The 18,107-nt window shown below is 49.8% G+C and carries 13 protein-coding genes and 1 riboswitch; of the genes, 1 reads left to right on the plus strand and 12 read right to left on the minus strand.

Annotated features, from left to right (window positions below):
* Positions 1-102: 102 nt before the first annotated feature.
* Both AC3WQH_RS13725 and AC3WQH_RS13730 read right to left on the minus strand, forming a co-directional pair.
* Positions 103-1,506 (minus strand): sigma-54 interaction domain-containing protein, encoded by a 1,404-nt coding sequence (locus AC3WQH_RS13725; protein ID WP_005826868.1) that lies wholly within the window; start codon positions 1,504-1,506, stop codon positions 103-105.
* A gap of 257 nt (positions 1,507-1,763) precedes the next feature.
* On the minus strand, positions 1,764-2,561 hold the full coding sequence (locus tag AC3WQH_RS13730; RefSeq protein WP_005826864.1) for an arylamine N-acetyltransferase family protein: 798 nt from the start codon (positions 2,559-2,561) through the stop codon (positions 1,764-1,766).
* Positions 2,562-3,161: 600 nt separating this feature from the next.
* Between AC3WQH_RS13730 and AC3WQH_RS13735 the strand changes: the two genes are divergently transcribed.
* The gene (locus AC3WQH_RS13735) at positions 3,162-4,445 is read left to right on the plus strand and encodes a hypothetical protein (protein WP_005826861.1); all 1,284 of its coding nucleotides are present in this window, start codon (positions 3,162-3,164) and stop codon (positions 4,443-4,445) included.
* A gap of 140 nt (positions 4,446-4,585) precedes the next feature.
* On the opposite strand, the gene AC3WQH_RS13740 is transcribed toward AC3WQH_RS13735, so the two are convergent.
* The 10 genes from AC3WQH_RS13740 to AC3WQH_RS13785 all read right to left on the minus strand — a co-directional run bounded on the left by AC3WQH_RS13740 (position 4,586) and on the right by AC3WQH_RS13785 (position 18,014).
* Positions 4,586-5,677 carry an acyltransferase gene (locus AC3WQH_RS13740; RefSeq protein WP_005826859.1) on the minus strand — a complete coding sequence of 364 codons (1,092 nt, stop codon included), beginning with the start codon at positions 5,675-5,677 and terminating at the stop codon, positions 4,586-4,588.
* Between the two features lie 14 nt (positions 5,678-5,691).
* Positions 5,692-7,119, minus strand: a complete 1,428-nt coding sequence (locus AC3WQH_RS13745) for a hypothetical protein (RefSeq protein ID WP_005826858.1) — start codon at positions 7,117-7,119, stop codon at positions 5,692-5,694.
* A gap of 293 nt (positions 7,120-7,412) precedes the next feature.
* Complete coding sequence (locus tag AC3WQH_RS13750) at positions 7,413-8,465, minus strand: enoyl-CoA hydratase/isomerase family protein (RefSeq protein ID WP_005826855.1); 1,053 nt, start codon at positions 8,463-8,465, stop codon at positions 7,413-7,415.
* A 21-nt stretch (positions 8,466-8,486) separates the two neighbouring features.
* Positions 8,487-9,269, minus strand: a complete 783-nt coding sequence (locus tag AC3WQH_RS13755; protein WP_005826853.1) for an enoyl-CoA hydratase-related protein — start codon at positions 9,267-9,269, stop codon at positions 8,487-8,489.
* Positions 9,270-9,305: 36 nt separating this feature from the next.
* Entirely contained in the window at positions 9,306-10,997 is a 1,692-nt protein-coding gene (locus AC3WQH_RS13760) for an acyl-CoA dehydrogenase FadE (protein ID WP_005826851.1), read from the minus strand.
* A gap of 128 nt (positions 10,998-11,125) precedes the next feature.
* Positions 11,126-12,034 (minus strand): methylisocitrate lyase, encoded by a 909-nt coding sequence (gene prpB / locus AC3WQH_RS13765; RefSeq protein WP_005826849.1) that lies wholly within the window; start codon positions 12,032-12,034, stop codon positions 11,126-11,128.
* 13 nt (positions 12,035-12,047) lie between these two features.
* Positions 12,048-13,487 (minus strand): bifunctional 2-methylcitrate dehydratase/aconitate hydratase, encoded by a 1,440-nt coding sequence (locus AC3WQH_RS13770; RefSeq protein WP_005826847.1) that lies wholly within the window; start codon positions 13,485-13,487, stop codon positions 12,048-12,050.
* A 27-nt stretch (positions 13,488-13,514) separates the two neighbouring features.
* Complete coding sequence (gene mmgD, locus AC3WQH_RS13775) at positions 13,515-14,624, minus strand: citrate synthase (protein WP_122952405.1); 1,110 nt, start codon at positions 14,622-14,624, stop codon at positions 13,515-13,517.
* Positions 14,614-14,859 (minus strand): hypothetical protein, encoded by a 246-nt coding sequence (locus tag AC3WQH_RS13780; protein ID WP_122952404.1) that lies wholly within the window; start codon positions 14,857-14,859, stop codon positions 14,614-14,616. Before AC3WQH_RS13780 ends, mmgD begins: the two co-directional genes overlap by 11 nt.
* A gap of 153 nt (positions 14,860-15,012) precedes the next feature.
* Positions 15,013-15,212, minus strand: a riboswitch (cobalamin riboswitch).
* A 126-nt stretch (positions 15,213-15,338) separates the two neighbouring features.
* Positions 15,339-18,014, minus strand: a complete 2,676-nt coding sequence (locus tag AC3WQH_RS13785) for a YhgE/Pip family protein (RefSeq protein ID WP_492332093.1) — start codon at positions 18,012-18,014, stop codon at positions 15,339-15,341.
* Positions 18,015-18,107: the final 93 nt, after the last annotated feature.

The following is an 18,107-nucleotide window of genomic DNA, read 5'->3' on the forward strand; positions in this document are numbered from 1 at the left end:
GGAAGCGCATTTGCCGCACGCGCGCGGTGTACGTTTATTCAAAAATGAATTGAAGACCACGAAATTCCCGATTCATTTTTGAATGAAAAATTCATTTTTGAATCAAGTGGAACGAATCCGGTATTTTTGCAGCTTGCGCACGACAGACGGCTGGCTGATGCCGAGAAACTCCGCCATCTCTGCTGTCGTCCGGCAGCGCTCTGCCGCATGGCGCAGCCATTTTTCCTCCACCTGCTCCAGCGCATCCCGCAGCGACATTCTCGACGCCGCTACACTCGGCTCCATCGCTGCCTGCTCCTCTCCGACCGCCCGGATTTCGGCAGGCAGGTGCTGGGGCGTAATCACGTCTTCGTCCGCCGTCACGACCATCCGCTCCAGGACGTTTTCCAGCTCCCGCACGTTCCCCGGCCAGGCGTACTGCATCAAGGCGTGGGTCGCCGCTGCATCAAGCCGCTTGTTCATTCCGTACCGCTCATTGAGCGTGCGCACGACAAGCTTCAACAGCGCGGCAATATCCTCTGGCCGATTGCGCAGGGCGGGCACATGAATCGGCACGACGTTCAGCCGGAAATACAGGTCCTGGCGAAACTTGCCTTCCTTGACCATCTTCTCCAGGTCGCGGTTGGTCGCGGCAATCAGGCGAAAATCCACGTCCCGGTACTGCATGCTGCCCACTCGCTGCAGCCGTTTTTCCTGAATTACCTTCAGCAGCTTGGCCTGCAAAGTCAGCGGCAGCTCTCCCAGTTCGTCCAAAAGCAGCGTCCCCTGATTCGCCATCTCGATAATCCCTTGTTTGCCCTGCTTGCCTGCGCCGGTAAACGCGCCTGCCTCGTAGCCAAACAGCTCCGACTCCAGCAGCCCTTCCGGAATCGACCCGCAGTTGATTTCCACGAACTGCCCGCCAAAGCGGCGGCTGTTGCGGTGAATCTCGCGCGCGATCACGTTTTTGCCGACACCCGATTCCCCCAGAATGAGCACGGTCGAGTCGACCATCGCCACCTTTTTGATGAGGCGGTCAATGTCGCGCATCGGCTGACTGACAGCCACGAAGCCATCCTGATTTTTCTCACGCAGCTCCTCGATTTCTGATTCAAACTGCTTCAATTGCTCGGTCAGGCTCTCGTAGCGACGCTTCAATTCCAAAATTTCCGTCAAATCGTGCGAATAGCTGATGACCGAATGCATGCTCCCATCGGCATTCCACAACGGATAGGCCGTCACCATCAGCTTGCGGCCTCCGGGTATTTCCTGCATCATCGTCTGCGGGGTCTTCGTATCCATGACCTTGCGCGTGACGGAAGGCGAAAATACTTTTTCTTTTTCCAGCTCGATGACGTTTTTGCCCAGCAGCTCGTCTTTGCCGATCCCGTACATTTCGTAGGACGAATCCCCGACTAGCTGAATGTAGCCTTCCGGGTCCGTGATGAGCAGATGATCGCGCGACGTCTCCACGATGCCTTCCAGCACGCGGCTCATCCATCGCGCCCGGCTCTCTTCATTATTCATTCGTCCGCCTCCTTTTGGCCTCAGGCTGCTGTCGCCGCTCCCGCTTGCTTGCCCGCCCGTAAAATCTGCCTTGTCCCAAAACCCGTGTCTGCCTTCACAGTTGTCTCTGAATCCTGTTTTTTACTCTCATTATAGAAAATAACGCTTGCCAGAACAACGAATGCCCAGAAAGCTGAGCTTTTATCCACCACACACGTGTTCATGCAGCATCGCAACTGCTCAGCAAAAAAAGACAGCTTTTCAAGCTGTCTTTTTGCTCATTCGTACGAATCCCAGTCTCTCCAGGCAAAATGCTGCTTCGCCAGCTCTTTGAACCTCGCGCTGTCGATGCTTTCTTTTGTAACGACGCCATCGGCCCATTGGGTAAAAGACGTATTCGTCAGCGTAATATTTCCGCTTGCGGTAAGCTTTGTGAGCAGCGGGTTTTTGTTGAAGGGAGATTGCTCGTGGGATACGATGATCGCCTGAATCTCGTCGCATTCGGACAGTCCGGCTATCGGCTTGTTTGCATCAAAAGCATAGCCGATGCGCCAGTCGGTATCCTTGTGCTTCAATTTCATTTCAAGCACATGATCGCCGTGTTCGCTGTTTTCCTTGCGTACCCGAAACTCGCCGTTGGCTGAGCTTACCACCTCGCCGCTGAGCGGAACGGGCTTCAACGGCAGGTTGCCGCCAAACCCGGTATCCACCAGGTACGTCTGCCCCGCGTGCGCAAGCAAAATCGTCAGGTGCGTTTTTCCGATCTCCAAATACTGCTGCTCCGCTGGCCTGTAGACGACACCTCGGGTCAGCACGGCGTCAAAGCCGTTTTCGATCAGGAAAAAGTAGAGCAGGGAGTTCAGCTCGTAGCACAGCCCGCCTTCGCGATGGAGCAAAATTTTGCTTGCAACGTTTTCCTTCGTGATCGCTGTCGTCTTCCCCTCGATCACGCGCAAGTTTTCAAACGGGATGCTCAGCGCTGCCTTTTCCAGTACGGTGTCCAGCTTGTCAAACGTAATCGCTTCGTGTTCGGAAATGCCGATTCTTTTTCGAAACAACGCATTCAGCTCGCTCATGCTTTCTCCTCCAGATGGTTTGTTTTATACATTCTCCAAATGCCGATGCCCCGCTCTTCTGCAACCATTTGCTTTCAGATCAGTCCCATGGCGCTGCTGGGACGCGTAGCAGCTTGGGATGGAACGGCAGCGGCATCTCGCCAAATGGCCCATCACTAGAGAGCTTACTTGACGGCTACGAAATAGGGCGCGCTTATACTCAACTCCCCTCCCTCGGTCGACGCTTGCAGTCACACCTCCTTACTTATGAAAAAGCTCGACGCATATTTCACATAAAAAAGGCATGGGCAATGGTGTCCATGCCTTTTGTTATGCCAGCAATTATTCTACCACTCTGCTCTTTTCTGAATTGTATCCTAAATCGCTACTCTTTCATCTAGTTTATTGTTAATCGCTTTCCAATTTCTAACGAACACCTCTTAGAGCTGCCACCACAATGGAGCACTCAAATAAAACCAGAATATTTAGACTTAAAATCACATTATTTACATATTAAGTATTTAGAGTTAATATTATGCAGTAAGTTTATTCCATAAAAAGGGTTATGCTTCTTCTTGTTCTATTTTTTTACATATCATAATATAGAGTGGAGAGAAAATTATGAAACTAACCTCGAAAAGTATTCTAGTAGCATCATTAACCGTACTTCTAGTCACGAGTGTCACAAGCATCACAACTGCAAAGAAGTCTGAGGTAGCATTAGAAATCGCTGGCGTTACTTTTACTGAAAGAGAAATTGAAGCTAAATTGCGAGAGTCTAAAGAAAATTCTGAACTTAGCGCACAAAAAGATCTTGCACTGATGGAAAACCCCCAAATAGTTCCAGAAGATATTGGGCAGTATAGCTGGGGTACCTATACTAATCCAGTAAAATTATCATTTACAAATGGTGGAAACAAACAAATGTATTCCAATAATCCAGAGCCCATTCTCGGTAGTTATCTAAACGGAGTTGGCGCAACAATCTTAGAAAATAAGCTCGTAGCTAACGAACTGTACACCAGCGAGCTATACCATCACAATAATACTTCCTTAAACGGTGTTATCTTCGGAGTAGCGATTAAAAACAATAATAGTTACAACGCAAATATTACAGTATATGGAAATAAAATCGATTATACTACAAATAACTACCCTAGTATGGCTGCTAGTGTCCAAACGGCTGTCTTAAACTCTAGTGAGTCTACAAAATATACGATCTATCCTGGTTCAACTAAAGTGATTCTGAGCAAAGCCGTTCCAAATCAAGCGGTTGTTGACGGCGTCGTCAATTTTAAAGCTCATGAACCAAACATGGTAGCGCGTCATTTTGTGTTGGCTCCTGGTACTCCAGAGCATAAAATTTTTTCTACCAAAATTTTAACCTCTAGCGATTTGGAGAAATATAATTCTAAAATGACAACTGCGACTCTTCCAAATAATACTCACATTAGTATTATTGACGGAGAAAGCTATTTAAGCAAAAGATCCTATTCATATATTTTTGGCTTCCCTAGCACAGGAAATAAAGATGAGTATGAGCCAGCTATAACTTCAACAAGCAATTTGATTGGCTCAAATATATTGAGCGGAAACTATGGACATCGCTATATTTTAGCTATTAGAGACGTAGCGGGTAAAAAACTTCGAGTCACTGCTAATGTTAATACCTCCGGTTGCACTAATGTCCCGGCCAATTTGGTCTATTCAACCGACTACAGTAAAACTGCTAAAGATTTGACTAATTGGAAGAAGATATCGCCAGTAATCACCTCCAATTCAAGCCAAAAATATTGGGATATAACAATTCCTCCTTATGTTGCAAGTGATTTCAAGTTAAGCAATGTTGGACTTATGTTGCCATCTGGTGGTTGCGGAGACTATAGAATTGAGGTAGTAAATTAACATTCTGAATAGTCTTTGTCACGCAAGGAAAGGTATCTAAAAACCTGCTGATTTCCTCCAACACTAAGAGAAGCCAGTCACACACTTTTATATCGAGTGTGGACTGGCTTCTCTATTTTGTTATCATCAGAAAATTGCTTTCATAATAGTATACACTTCTCGTTATTACTTTTGGTTTTACCAGATTTTGCATGAGTTAACCTCCCTGTATACACTCCCCCTAAAATATGTATTAGTTTAAATTTGCTTCCTATATAAGTTAAAAGTGTTGACAAGATTATTGTACTGATAAATATTTGAAGCAATCCAATTGTCCCGCCCCAATTATGTGGAAAAACCAATACCAAACAACTAATTATGAACGGATGAATTAAATAAACAAAGAATGAATGAGTAGAGTACCAAAGTATAAGAGAAGACATTTTAGGTGTAACATTGGCTGCGTAACTAAGTCCTTTAAAAAGGAACACGAGACTCGACAGTGTATACAGGATCGTACTTGGTTTAGTAGAAGAACCAGAAGTATTTGTATACTTACTATCTAAAAGCAAAATAATTAGCGTTAACAACCAAATTAATGTAGTTTTTACGAAGGTTATCTTTTGAGTTAATCTTATAAAACGTTCAATTTCTATAGAGATATACATCCCTAACACAAAATAAAAGACCCAAACAGGAGAAAGTATTACATACGGAACTCCTAAACTTGGAAGCACGATAATACCAACTGCATGTAAATATATTGCCAAGTGCATACATAAAGAAATAAAAAATGATCCAACAAGCGTATGGTATCGCTTTTCTAGAAGCCACTTTTGAAGTACAGGAAACACCAGATACAACTGAATCATAATAACTAAAAAGTAAAGATGTACATAAGCAGTTCCACTGTATAGTTGTTTGATTAACAACGGAAAAAGCTCCATAGCATCTGTAGAGATAATCTGGTGTCGATTTGAAAAAATGAAATATATGATGCTCCATAAAAAGTATGGAAGTAAAATCTTGTTGTACCTTTTCTTTAGAAAAAGGAGAAAAGTGGTATTCTTTTTCCTCTCCGAAAAAGCAAGCCCAAATCCAGATAATAAAATAAACAACGGAACAGCATAACGAGCAATCTGATTTAACATGTAAGCAATAGAATTTTGATCGATATACCCAGCAGTTACATGGATGGCTATAACCGAAAATGCACAAAATGCCCTCAAATAATCAATCTCTTTAATTCGCATAGTTCATCTCTTTTCTATTGCCGGAATGGATTTCTTACATTATTATTCTGCATCCACTTTCCTTTATTGTTTATAAGTATATTTATTTCGTTGTTATCACTCCCGTAAATAAGCCTATGCCACTTTTGCGTCTCTAATAAATCATTGTAGGTTAAATAAGGATAATCTGTTCTCCCAAATTCCCCATTTCCAAAATATGCGTAATGTAAGTCACCATTCTTAGCAATCCATCTGCTTCCCAAATTAGTCACACCATACAATAAGTTCTCAGCAAGTTCTTTATAACTCGGGTCTTTGAAATGGCTGTACATTTTGTATAGATAATTAATCTCGGCTAACTGATGATTCAGAGAAACATGAGTGGGCTTATTTCCATTTGGGTGAGCATAATCAGGTACTAACCATCCATCTCTAGAACCTCTTACAATATATTTGTTTTTTACTGCATGGCTTTTGAAATAATTTAAGAATCTTTGGGTTGCACCACAAAATTTTCTCTCCCCATACTTTCTACATCCCTCAAGAAATAAATCTGCCGCTCCAATATTAAATCTTGTATCGAAAAAACCGTCTTGAATCAAATAATCTTTTTGAAGCCAAGTCGATAAAGGGAGTGTATCCCAATAGCCCTGTTTATTTTGATTTTGTAATGCTGTATCCAGCATCACATATCCCATATCATCTGCAGCCCTACTTTCCCCAGTATACAATAAGGATTTTAGAATATAATTCTCAGGAATTCTCCAGAAAGAATAAGCTGTATGAGGTAAATAAGATTCTGGAGTTTTTATATAGTATCCATCATAGGACCATTTTCCTTTACTGGTTAAATCGAGGGCTAGCCATACATCAGACATCTTCTTGTAATTCCAAGGAACTAGCTGAGCGTCAGATTCAAGTGCCCATACCTCACTTATTAACCCTTGATAAACTGGCAAAGTAACTTCCAAGTTATAACCTTTTTCGTCTTTTGCTACTTTTATTTCCTTAGATAAATTGTATTTCTCCTCCATCGTCCCTTTACCTAATTGTGAATATACATTTGGCATACCAATCCACAAATTTTTTCCGGAAGTTTCTATAAATCCTGTCGATAGGGGAAGAGTCTCTATTTCATCCAACTTTACTATTTTCCAGACTATTTTATCTTTCTTACTATCCTGATAATCTGTATACCGAAACACTCCCTTTCTACCAGGGATATATAGCGTTAGTTTGTAAGGTGAAGAGTTTTTTTTAGCCTCGATTCTTTTGATCCAATAAATATCGTCATTAGAAAACAGGTACGTTTTTTCTTTGAGCAGACCGAAATCCTTTTCCGTCTCCAGCGCCATAACAATTGGTTTTTCAAAACCATGTGTTTTCTGACCTTCAAGAAGAAAAGGAACTACAAGCATAAACAAAGCTAATAATACCAACCATTTTCTTGGTGCTTTACTCATTTAATCACCTGCTAGATGTTGTTTTTTAATCCATCGAAATAAATGGGGGTTTCATTAACTATATAACAAAAATGCAAAAAATTGGATACACAACTTTTGACGTATGAAAAATGAATTTGTTACAACTGAATTTACTTTTTATTAAAAGCTATATGCAAACCGTTACCATTCGAGGAACCAATGGCCCTATGTCGCTTATACCCGCCTTCTTGGCGTCTGTCGTAAAAAAGCCAAAAAGTGTCCTCGCGAAAAGTTGTCTTTTCGACGGGACACTCTCTTGTTTTGCGATCAGGTCACCCTGTCGCTTGAACGAAAAAGGCTTGGACCACCTCCTGCGACACATCCTCCAACGTCCGGTACGTATAGCGGGGAGAGCGGTCTTTATCAATCAGCACCGAGCGAACCCCTTCAAAAAAATCGGGGTGCCGCATAAAGTTTTGCGCAAGCACAAGGTCTGTCGCAAAGCATTCTTCCCTCGTTTTGCTCTTGCCATCAACGAGTTGCTTCAAGGTGACCTTCAAGGAGCTTGGAGACTTGGACAGCAGAGCTTGCTTGGTTTCCTCGGCAAACTCGCTCGCCTCTGTCTCCAGGGAAGCCAAGATTTCCTCCATCGTTGCAAAAGCAAAGTGGCGGTCAATCTGTTCGCGCAGAGCAGCAAGCTTCCCCTCTGCTGCTGGCGTCTCTGCGTACGCCTGAATCAACTGGTCCAGCTCTGCTGCCGCCTTTTCTCCCGACCAATTCTTCTGCTCCAGCTCGCGACAAAACGCTTCCAGCCGCTCGCTGGTCATGTAAACGTTCGCCGCCTGGCTGTACAGCACATCAGCCGCCTGAATGACAGCGGTGGTCAAAGCGAGGTATCGGCCGACGTGTCCTGGCGCCTGGTTTAAAAAATACGCTGCGCCAACGTCCGGGAAAAAGCCGATATTCATTTCCGGCATGGACCATTTCGTGCGCTCGGTCACGATTTTGTGGCTGGCTCCGTAGGTCAACCCGACTCCGCCTCCCATCACCACTCCGTCGAGTACAGCGACGATCGGTTTGGCGAACGCGTAAACCATCTGGTCCACCTGATACTCGTCCGCAAAAAAACGAACGGCTTGTTCCATCGCTTCCGCACTTGTATTCGCCTCGTACAGCGCTTTTATATCTCCGCCTGCGCAAAAGCCTTTTGTCCCTTCTCCCTTCATGAGCACGAGGCGGACGTTCTCATTGCCCGCCCATTCCCGCAGTCGTTGCCCGATAGCCAAAACCATGTCGTGCGTAAGCGAATTGATCGCTTGCGGGCGATTCAGCGTGATCGTAGCCAGGCCATTGTCACCAACGGAAAACAGCACATCGTTTGTCATCGAATCCGCTCCCTCCAGGTTCTAGGAATGAGTAAAATGAGGCGTTCGCTTCTCAATGAACGCTTGAATCCCTTCTTTGGCATCGGCTGTCGTGAACAGCTCGGCAAATTTTTGCCGTTCTTTTTCCAGCCCTTCCGCCATGCTTCCTCTCGCGCTGTGCGTGATGCACGCCAATGCCCGGGCAACGCTCGTCATGCTCTTGCCTTCTATCAGTGAGCGGGCGATCACCACAGCCGCAGGCAGAAGTTCCTCCGGGGATACAACAGCCTGAACGAGTTGGAGCTTTGCCGCTTCTTCCGCTGTCAGTTGCTTGCTGCTCAAAATAAGCTGCATCGCCGCGGCGGTTCCGATTGCTTTGCTGAGCCGCTGTGTGCCGCCAAAAGCGGGAATCAGCCCCAGCTTCAGCTCCGGCAAGCCGACGATAGCGTTGTCGGAGGCGATCCGGTAATGGCAGCCGAGCGCCAGCTCCAGCCCTCCGCCAAGCGCGGGGCCGTTGATTGCCGCGATTACCGGCTTTTTCATGGCTTCGACTTCGTTGCACAAAGCTTGCCCTGCCTCGGCCAGAGCGAGTGCTTTCGCGGTATCATCAAATGCCGACACAAATTCCTTGATATCCGCTCCCGTCACAAAAAAGCGGCCAGCTCCCGTCAAAATGACGGCCCGCGTCTCTTCGTCCTGGGCAAGCTCGCGGAAAATGGCGCGCAGCTCGTGAATGCACGCAAAAGACAGCGTGTTTGCCGGCGCGTGGTCGATTTCGACCGTCGTGATTCCTGTATCCTTTTTTACGTTTGCAAATGAATACATAGCATAGTTGCCTCCCTTCGTTTTGCTTCCCGCTGTTCAGACAACATAACGGGCGCGATTTGTGATCTCATGGGCGATGGCTCGTTTTTTCACAAACAAGTTTTCATAGAGAGGAACCGGGAGATGGCGGATTTCCTTGAGTATCGCGGCCCGCTTCTGCGCGTCTGCCTGCGCACCGGAGATTATGGATATCACCGCTTCCTCGACCCGCCGATAGCCTTCCTCGCACAGCACGTCTGTCATGGCTTTCCGGATGGCTTCTTTTTCCGGGCCGTTGATACGAATGGCCTTGTGCGTGCGCAGGAGTGCCGATTCCATCACATACAACTCCTTCATGATGTCAGCGACAAGGCGCATGTATTCTTGCTCCTGTTCAAGCTGTAGCGTGGAATGCACGATGGTGTGCAACGCTTGCTGGCCCAATCGCCTCGACAGCTCGACAAACTGCTCGTTTCTTCCTGCTACCTCAGCCTCGCAAGCCACAGGCTGCAACGGAGCCTCAGCGTTTTGCGCATATTTTTTCACCGCGATTTTGCCAATCGTCAAGCGATTGATCTCGTTTGTCCCTTCAAAAATCCGGCTGATTCTCGCATCCCGATACAACCGCTCTACCTCGTATTCCTGCATGTAGCCGTACCCGCCGTGTATTTGCACGGCTTCGTCCACGATCTGATCCTGCATCTCGGAGCTGTACACTTTATTGATGGCACATTCCATGGCAAAATCGGCCAGCCTCCTGGTCATTTCATCGCTGCTGTCCACTGCCTGCAGAGCTTCGTCCAGCGCCCCGGCGGTCCGGTAGGCCGCGCTTTCCGCTCCGTAGATGGACACAGCCATGTTGGCGATTTTCTCCTGGATCATCGTGAAATCGACCAGCGACTTTTGAAACTGCTTGCGAACCTTGCCGTACGCGACCGCAAGCTGCAACGCCTGCTTGGCCGAGCCGATGTTGGAAAAAGCCAGCTTCAGCCGCGCCATGTTCAATATATTCAAAGCGACCCGATGGCCTTGCCCGGGCTTGCCGAGGACATTGGACAAAGGAACCTGCACATTGTCCAGGAGCAACGTAGCCGTGGACGAGCCTTTGATCCCCATTTTCTTCTCTTCCGGTCCGACAGACACGCCGTCAAACCCGCGTTCCACGATAAACGCCGTCATGCCTTCGCCCGTATTGGCAAACACAACATACACGTCCGCCAGTTGGGCGTTTGTAATCCATTGCTTTTCCCCGTTCAGCAGCCAACTCGTTCCGTCCTCGTTCAAAACAGCGCTCGTTCTCGCATGCAGCGCATCAGACCCGGCATTTGGCTCTGTTAACGCATACGCGCCAATCCACTCCCCGGAAGCGAGCTTGGGCAAATAGCTCTGCTTTTGCGCCTCCGTGCCGAAATACACGTATGGCAATGTCCCCACACCTGCGTGGATGTTGTAGGACACACTGAACGATCCGGCAAAGCCCATTTTTTCCGCGACCAGTCCGGCGACTTTCTTGTTGAGGGAAAGCCCTCCGTATTCCACCGGCACCTCGATTCCAAGCAAGCCAAGCTCCCCGGCTTTGCCAAACAGCTCTCTCCCCGCAGCATAATCGTGCTGCTCGATCGCTGACAGCTTCGGAGCTACCTCTTGTTTGACAAACAACTCGGTCGTTTTGGCAATAAGCTGATCTTCCTCCGTAAAATCCTCTGGCGTAAAACCATCCTGATACCAACGCAGCTTTGCTGTTTCCACGCTTGCCCCTCCTTCACCTACAGACGGAAGAAAAAAGGCGATGATCCGATTCGCTGTAAGCATGAAGTGTGCCCAAGGATGCGTATCATCGCCTGTGAGGTTGTAGGCCGTCTTTTCCGTGTCTGGCGCTATTGTTCGTCCGTGAGAACCGTCCGGGAAATCCGTTTGTCCAGCTCCTCGTATCGGTAGTACGAGATCGCCTCGTACAATTCGCTTCGCGTCTGCATGTCGGACAGTCCCTCTTTTTGCGTTCCCTGCTCCCGGATCAGCGAGAAAATCCGTTCATACGCCTTCGCCGCTGCCCGAAGCGAGGTCACGGGGTAAATCACCATCTGATAGCCCATGTCCGCAAACTGCTGTGCCGAATAGTAGGGCGTTTTTCCAAATTCCGTCATGTTGGCGAGCAAAGGAACCGTGATTTTTTCCGCAAACAAGCGGAACTCTGCTTCTGATTCCAGCGCTTCTGGGAAAATCGCATCCGCTCCCGCTTCCGCATAAGCGGTTGCCCTCGCTACCGCTGCCTCCAGCCCTTCCACAGCACGCGCATCTGTCCGGGCCACAATCAATAGCGTAGGCGCGACTTCTTTCATGACGCTGATTTTTTGCACCATCTCTTCTGTTGTGACCAGTTGCTTTCCGTTCAAGTGGCCGCATTTTTTCGGAAGCTGCTGATCTTCTATTTGCACCGCCGCGACATGGGCTTCGACCATTTCCCGAGCGGTGCGGGCCGCGTTCAGCACGCCTCCGAAACCGGTATCAATATCGACCAGCACAGGCAAGTTGGTTGCCCGGATGAGGTCTTTGGCACGCTCAGCCGTTTCCGCTGAGGTGACGATGCCGAGATCCGGCAACCCTCTGCTCGCGGTATAGGCAGCTCCCGACAAGTAAAGAGCGGAAAATCCCGCCTGCTTGGCGACGATAGCTGCCATTGCATCGTGCGCCCCGGGTATTTGCAAAATGTCAGGCGCTGTCATGAGCGAACGAAACCGCTCGGCCAGCTCCTTTTGCGTCAAAGGTTGATCCACAATCCACGCCAAGCGAAACGCCTCCTTATCCCAGCAGGAACAAATTCACGAACTCGTTTACGCGCATCTGCGCAAGCTTCTCGTGGTCAAAGCAGACTTGCTCGATTTTTCGCTGCTGCCCGCTTGGGAAATGGGTGCGCAATGTATCGGAGAACTTCTCCTCGATCTTAGGAATGGCTTCCTGCCTGCGGAAACGGTGCCCGAGCGGATATTCGCACTCGACTTTTTCCGTCTCGGTGCCATCCTTGAAATGAATCTGCACGGCATTCGCAATCGAGCGCTTGTTCGGATCGAGGTAATCGTACGTGTACTGCTTGTTCTCGATCACCCTCATTTTCGCCCGCAAGCTGTCGATTCGCGGATCGCTGGCGGTTTCATCTTCATAGTGCTCCGCTGTAATCGTGCCTTTGAGCAGGGCGATTGCGGTAATGTATTGCAAGCAATGGTCGCGATCGGCCGGGTTGTGCAGCGGGCCGACCTTGTCGATAATGCGGATGGCCGATTCATGGGTAGTAATGGTGATCGAGTCGATGTCATCCAGGCGGTCTTTTACTTGCGGATGCAGGGCTACTGCGCATTCCGCAGCGGTTTGGGCGTGAAATTCTGCCGGATACGATACTTTAAACAGCACGTGCTCCATGACGTAGGAGTCGAGCGGGCGCGCGAGCTTCAGTTCTTTTTTGTTGAACAAAACATCCTGGAATCCCCAGCCTGGCGCAGACAGAGCGGACGGATAGCCCATCTCTCCCTTGAGCGCCATCAATGCGAGATGAACGCCCCGGCTGGTCGCGTCCCCGGCTGCCCACGACTTGCGCGATCCCGTATTTGGCGCGTGACGATAGGTGCGCAAGGCGGAATTGTCGATCCACGCATTGGACAAAGCGTTGATAATTTCTTCCCGGCCGCCGCCCAGCATCTTCGTCACGACAGCCGTTGTGGCGATTTTGACGAACAGCACGTGATCCAGGCCGACGCGGTTCAGGCTGTTTTCCAAAGCGAGCACACCCTGGATTTCGTGCGCTTTCACCATCATTTCCAGCACATCGCGCACGACGAGCGGTTCTTTTCCTTCTGCCAGGCGTACGCGGCTCAAATAATCGGCTACTGCCAAAATACCGCCGAGGTTGTCCGACGGATGCCCCCACTCTGCGGCCAGCCACGTATCGTTGTAATCGAGCCAACGGATCATGCAACCGATATTGAACGCTCCGCGCACCGGGTCAAGCACGTACGAGGTTCCCGGTACACGGCAACCGTTCGGAACGACGGTTTCAGGCACGATCGGCCCGAGCAGCTTCGTGCACTCCGGATAGGACAGAGCCAAAATGCCGCATCCGAGCGTATCCAGCAGCACGTAGCGTGCGGTCTGGAACGCTTCTTCACTCGTAATCTCCTTCGTCAGCACATAGTCTGCGATTTCCTCCAGCAACTGGTCTGTTTTTGTCCGTTCATTCATTTTCAGCATGCGAATCATTCCTTTCTCTTTTTGGATTTACGCGCGGCGTTGGCCGATGTAGTTGACCCGGGGCCGGAACAGGCGGTTGTGTTTATGCTGCTCGATCACATGCGCGCACAGCCCTACTGTTCTCGCACTGAAAAAGATCGGGGTGTACAGCGGAATCGGAATCCCGAGCATCCAGTACACCGGAGCGGCGTAATAATCGAGATTCGGGTAAATGCCCTTCTCGCACTCCATGATTTTCTCTCCGGCTTCGCACATCTGATACAGCAGGTCGTCTCCTTTGGCGTCGCACAGTTGCCTCAAGGCGTCCTTCATCATGAGGGCACGCGGATCGATCTTTTTCATGTACACGCGGTGGCCGAATCCCATAATCCGCTCTTTGTTGGCCAGCTTGGACTCCAGCAATTGCTCAAATTCCTCGACCGAGCTTGCCTCAAGCAGCATGTGCATCACCGCTTCGTTTGCTCCGCCGTGCAAGTTTCCTTTCAGCGAAGCGACCGCTCCGGTCAATGCCCCGTACAAATCCGACAAAGTGGAGGCGATCACCCGCGCCGTAAAGGTCGAATTGGGCATTTCGTGCTCGCTGTACAAAACCAGGGATCGGTCGAAGATGGCCTCTTCGAAGGCAGACGGGATTTTGCCCGTAATCATGTAGAGAAAATTGGCGCTGTACGACAGCTCCGGCAACGGTGCCACCAGCTCGGCTTTTTGAATCACGCGGTAGCTGTTGGCGACGATGTTCGGCACTTTGCCGAGCAGCTTGTAGGCCCGCTCCTTGTTGGCTTGCGGCGAGCAGTTGTCGAGGTGACTGTCATAGCCGGCCAGCGCCGACAGCCCCGTCCGCAAGCCGTCCATCGGATGCGTTTTTTCCGGCAGCAGCTTGAGCATGTCGAACACTTCTCTCGGGATGTCGTACTCGCTCTTCAGCTTCTCTTCTACCGCCCGCTTTTGTTCCTCGTTCGGCAGCGCTTCCTCCAGCAAAAGATGGACGATATCCAGGTAACGGTACGCTTTGGACAGCTCGATCAAGTCGTACCCTTTGATGACGATTTCTCCTTGCTTCGTATCCAGAAAGGAAATGCTCGTTTCCGCAGCCACTACCCCTTCCAGACCTGGAAAAAACTTTTCTTCAACTCCCATGTTCCTCATCCTCCGCCCCAAATAGGTTGATCTTTAGACGTTGATAAGCCTTGTCGAGATTTTGCAAAAGCTTTTCTTGATCCGCTGGACTGTCTGATCGCCTGATGACCTCGTCTTTTAATTTCGAGTAATGCGCCTTGATAACGCTCGGGTTCTCTATCGTCAAGTTGTTCATAATGCACGCCTGAAAATCGTTGGTAAAATACTCAACCGTTCCAAACAAAAAATCGCTCATCCGTCACGTACCCTCCTGAAAATCCGCACAAAAAAACAACTTCCGCAGAAGTTGTTAAGAGGCGAATGAATACTCAAATAAGCATGCTGATTGTCCAAATCAAAAACACGCCTATCCATTTCGCACTTAACACCCCCTATCCTCGTAGGTATTGATGTTGTGCTCAAACAGGCAGGTCTCCTGGCTTATGTTCATCGCTTTTCGAACCTTCCCATTTTCGGCTGGCGAAAACAGTGGCATCTTCGAATCGCTCCCAATTACAGTTGCGGGACAGCGTCGGATTCTAACCGAACTTCCCTTTTAAGCAGATAAAAGATGGTGAATTTATCTGCACCTGTTTGTACACGTATTTAGTTTGTCTCGAATATACCACCGATTCAGAAAATTAACAATTGGATTCTTTCCTAAAAATTGGGTAACCCGATTGAACGCACACGAAAAAACCAGCCAATAACGATGATTGGCTGGTTACTGATGGCTTACCCGATAATTTTTGTCTTCTTGGCATTCTCCATCGATTTTTGAATCAGGCCGCTCAACGGACGCTTCAGGGCGAGCGCGATGAACAGGCTGATTCCGATGAAGCCGAACAGAAAGAGAATGTCCCGGGTCGCCGTCTCCCACAGCACCCCGCCTACGCCCTCCCGCAGCAAGCTGATCGCGTAGGTGAACGGCATGAACGGATTCAATGCCTGGAAAAAGGGAGCGGTCATGCTGATCGGGAACGTCCCGCCCGAGCTGGAAAACTGGAACACCATGAAAATGATCGCGATGCCTTTGCCCACGTTGCCGAATACGGACAGCAGCGTGTACGTGATCGTGACGAATACCATGCTGACGAGCATCGCGAAAAGCACAAACGGAACTTTATCCGCAACATAAGCTTCCAGAATGTAAATGTCTCCAAGCGTAATGCACAATGCCTGAAGCAGACCGATCGTCACAAACGTGCCCAAACGCCCCAAATAAAGCTGGTACGGCTTGTAGCGGCCATCCGGATTTTCCGCATCCGGCTTGAGCAGGGAAATCAGCAGCGTGGCCCCGACCCATAGCGACAGGACGCCGTAAAAAGGAGACATCGCCGAGCCGTAGTTCGGGATCGGGTATTTGCGGTTTTCCTTGATCTGCACCGGGCTGGCGAGAAATTCGCTCTCTTTTTGAATATCCCCGCGCAAAAGCTTGGCGAGATCGGCGAAGTTGTTGTTCGCCTCTACCTCTCTCAGCTTGTCTGCCGCCTGCGAAATCGCGCTCTCCAGCTTGGGCAAATCGTCGCGAACCAGCGCCGCCACTCTGTGGACGCCGTTCTCCACCTCCGGCAGCTTGTTGCGCACGAAATCAGCCAGCTTCACAAGTTCCGCTTCCGCCTGCGGCAAATCGTTGCGAATGAATGCCGCCGCCTGGTCGAGCTTTTGCCCGATGGCTGGCAAGTTTTCCTTCAAGAACGGAGCCGCCGTGCGAATCGCTTTGGCAAAAGCGTCCGACTTCGCTTGCAGCGTTTGCGCCAGCTCGTGAACCCGCGCCTGAATTTGCGGCAGCTCCTGCTCGATTCGTTTCAGCTCTGCCAGGCCAAGCTCCAGACCTGCCTTCGTTTCCTTGAGAATCGTCTCGATATCCGGGAGCTTTTCCTGCGCTTTGTGCAAAAGCTCGGCGGACGTTCCCGTGATCGTCTTCAGCTTTTCAATGCCTTCCTCGATTTTCGGAACGATTTCGCTATCGTAGCGCCCGAGAATATCGCCCAGTTCCGCGCTCGTGTTTTTCGACAGTTCGTTCAGGCTCTCGACCAAGTCTCGCGCTGGCTTTTTCCCGTTTTCCAGCGCGTCTGCAATCGTGCCGAGAATTTCGATTTGCCGATTCATCCTGTCCTCGAGCCCGTGCAGCCGCTCTGACAAACGGTCCAGCGGCTGTCCGGGGATGTAGCCGTTCAGCTTGTCGGCCAGCGCTGCGGTATGTTCCAGCACGCGCACGACTCGGGACAGCCTGTCCTGGACGGCATGAACCTCTTCTGCTGTCGGCAAGCGCTCCGGATTGAGCTGCAAAAGCCTGTCTGTAAGCTGCGCAAGCGCATCGGCAGCTTGCTGGGCCAGCAGGAGATTTTGCTTAATCAGCGGCGCGATTGTGTCCCATGCGCCGTCATGGGTTGCAAAAAACCGATTCAGTTGATCGGCCAAATCGGCTCCTTTGTCCGTCAGCTCGGCAATGCGCGGCAGGGCGTTTTGAGCCGCCGAAACAATCTCAATTGCCTGACTGGCCTTCTCTGTGGCCGTGGTGACCGCGCTTGCGACTTTGCCGAAGTTTTGATCGAGCTCGGCAATGCGCCCGACCGCCTGCTCGATTGTCGGCAGCTTGTCTTCCATGCCGATGATAACCGATGCGGCTTCGTTGATTCGCGGCCAGTTTTGCTGGACTTTCAGCACGGCATCGGCCGCCTGGTTGATTTCCGGGAGGCGCTTTTCCACTTCCGGGATGATTTGCGCCTTCTCGTGAATTTCCGGCAGCTTCTTTTCAATCTCCAGCACCTTTTGCCCCGCTGCATGAATCTCGGGCAGCTTTTTCTCCAGTTCAAAAATACCGCTCTCGATTCGGCGAATGGTCGGCAGTTGCTCCTCGAGCTTCACACCGATTTCCGTCAGCTTTGTCAGCAGAGCCTCGCTGACCTCTTCCGTGAAGCTTTCGTTGATCTGCTTGGCGATGGCCGAGACGCCGGAAGAGGTGATTTTGGGAGCCACGGCGTTGACTTTTTCGTTGACCGTATAGATCACTTCGGGCCTGTCCAGTCTGCCGTTGACGATCCCGGTAATTTTCTCGGAAAAGTCGGCCGGAATCAGGATGCTGGCGTAGTAATCCCCCCGATCCACGCCGCGCTCGGCCTCCTCCTTCGTCACGAAGGTCCAGCCCAGCTTATCGTTGTGCTGCAAGCTCTTTAGCAGCTCGTCCCCGATGTTGATCTGCTTGTCCATGACCGTCGCGCCCTGGTCCTCGCTCGTTACCGCCACTTTTACGCCTTGCGTATTGGCGTACGGGTCCCAGACCGACTTGATGTTGACCCAATCGTACAGGCATGGGAGCAAGATGATCGCGACAATGAGGAAAATTCCCGTCGGTACTTTGAATATGTTGATCCAGTCCGTTTTGTAAATCTGCCATATGGAACGCATGCATGTACCACCTAATTTTGGAGGAATGAGGGCCATCTGATACTTCCATGACAGTCTACCATAAAAGGAAATAAGCAGGAAGGAAGCTGCCAG

It is taken from the genome of Brevibacillus sp. FW301-21C12A (assembly GCF_058788915.1).

Bases quoted from the DNA above. Each gene is read 5' to 3' on its own strand.
- AC3WQH_RS13725 (WP_005826868.1), bottom strand. From the start codon at position 1,506: ATGAATAATGAAGAGAGCCGGGCGCGATGGATGAGCCGCGTGCTGGAA.
- AC3WQH_RS13730 (WP_005826864.1), bottom strand. From the start codon at position 2,561: ATGAGCGAGCTGAATGCGTTGTTTCGAAAAAGAATCGGCATTTCCGAA.
- AC3WQH_RS13735 (WP_005826861.1), top strand. From the start codon at position 3,162: ATGAAACTAACCTCGAAAAGTATTCTAGTAGCATCATTAACCGTACTT.
- AC3WQH_RS13740 (WP_005826859.1), bottom strand. From the start codon at position 5,677: ATGCGAATTAAAGAGATTGATTATTTGAGGGCATTTTGTGCATTTTCG.
- AC3WQH_RS13745 (WP_005826858.1), bottom strand. From the start codon at position 7,119: ATGAGTAAAGCACCAAGAAAATGGTTGGTATTATTAGCTTTGTTTATG.
- AC3WQH_RS13750 (WP_005826855.1), bottom strand. From the start codon at position 8,465: ATGACAAACGATGTGCTGTTTTCCGTTGGTGACAATGGCCTGGCTACG.
- AC3WQH_RS13755 (WP_005826853.1), bottom strand. From the start codon at position 9,269: ATGTATTCATTTGCAAACGTAAAAAAGGATACAGGAATCACGACGGTC.
- AC3WQH_RS13770 (WP_005826847.1), bottom strand. From the start codon at position 13,487: ATGCTGAAAATGAATGAACGGACAAAAACAGACCAGTTGCTGGAGGAA.
- mmgD (WP_122952405.1), bottom strand. From the start codon at position 14,624: ATGGGAGTTGAAGAAAAGTTTTTTCCAGGTCTGGAAGGGGTAGTGGCT.
- AC3WQH_RS13780 (WP_122952404.1), bottom strand. From the start codon at position 14,859: ATGAGCGATTTTTTGTTTGGAACGGTTGAGTATTTTACCAACGATTTT.
- AC3WQH_RS13785 (WP_492332093.1), bottom strand. From the start codon at position 18,014: ATGCGTTCCATATGGCAGATTTACAAAACGGACTGGATCAACATATTC.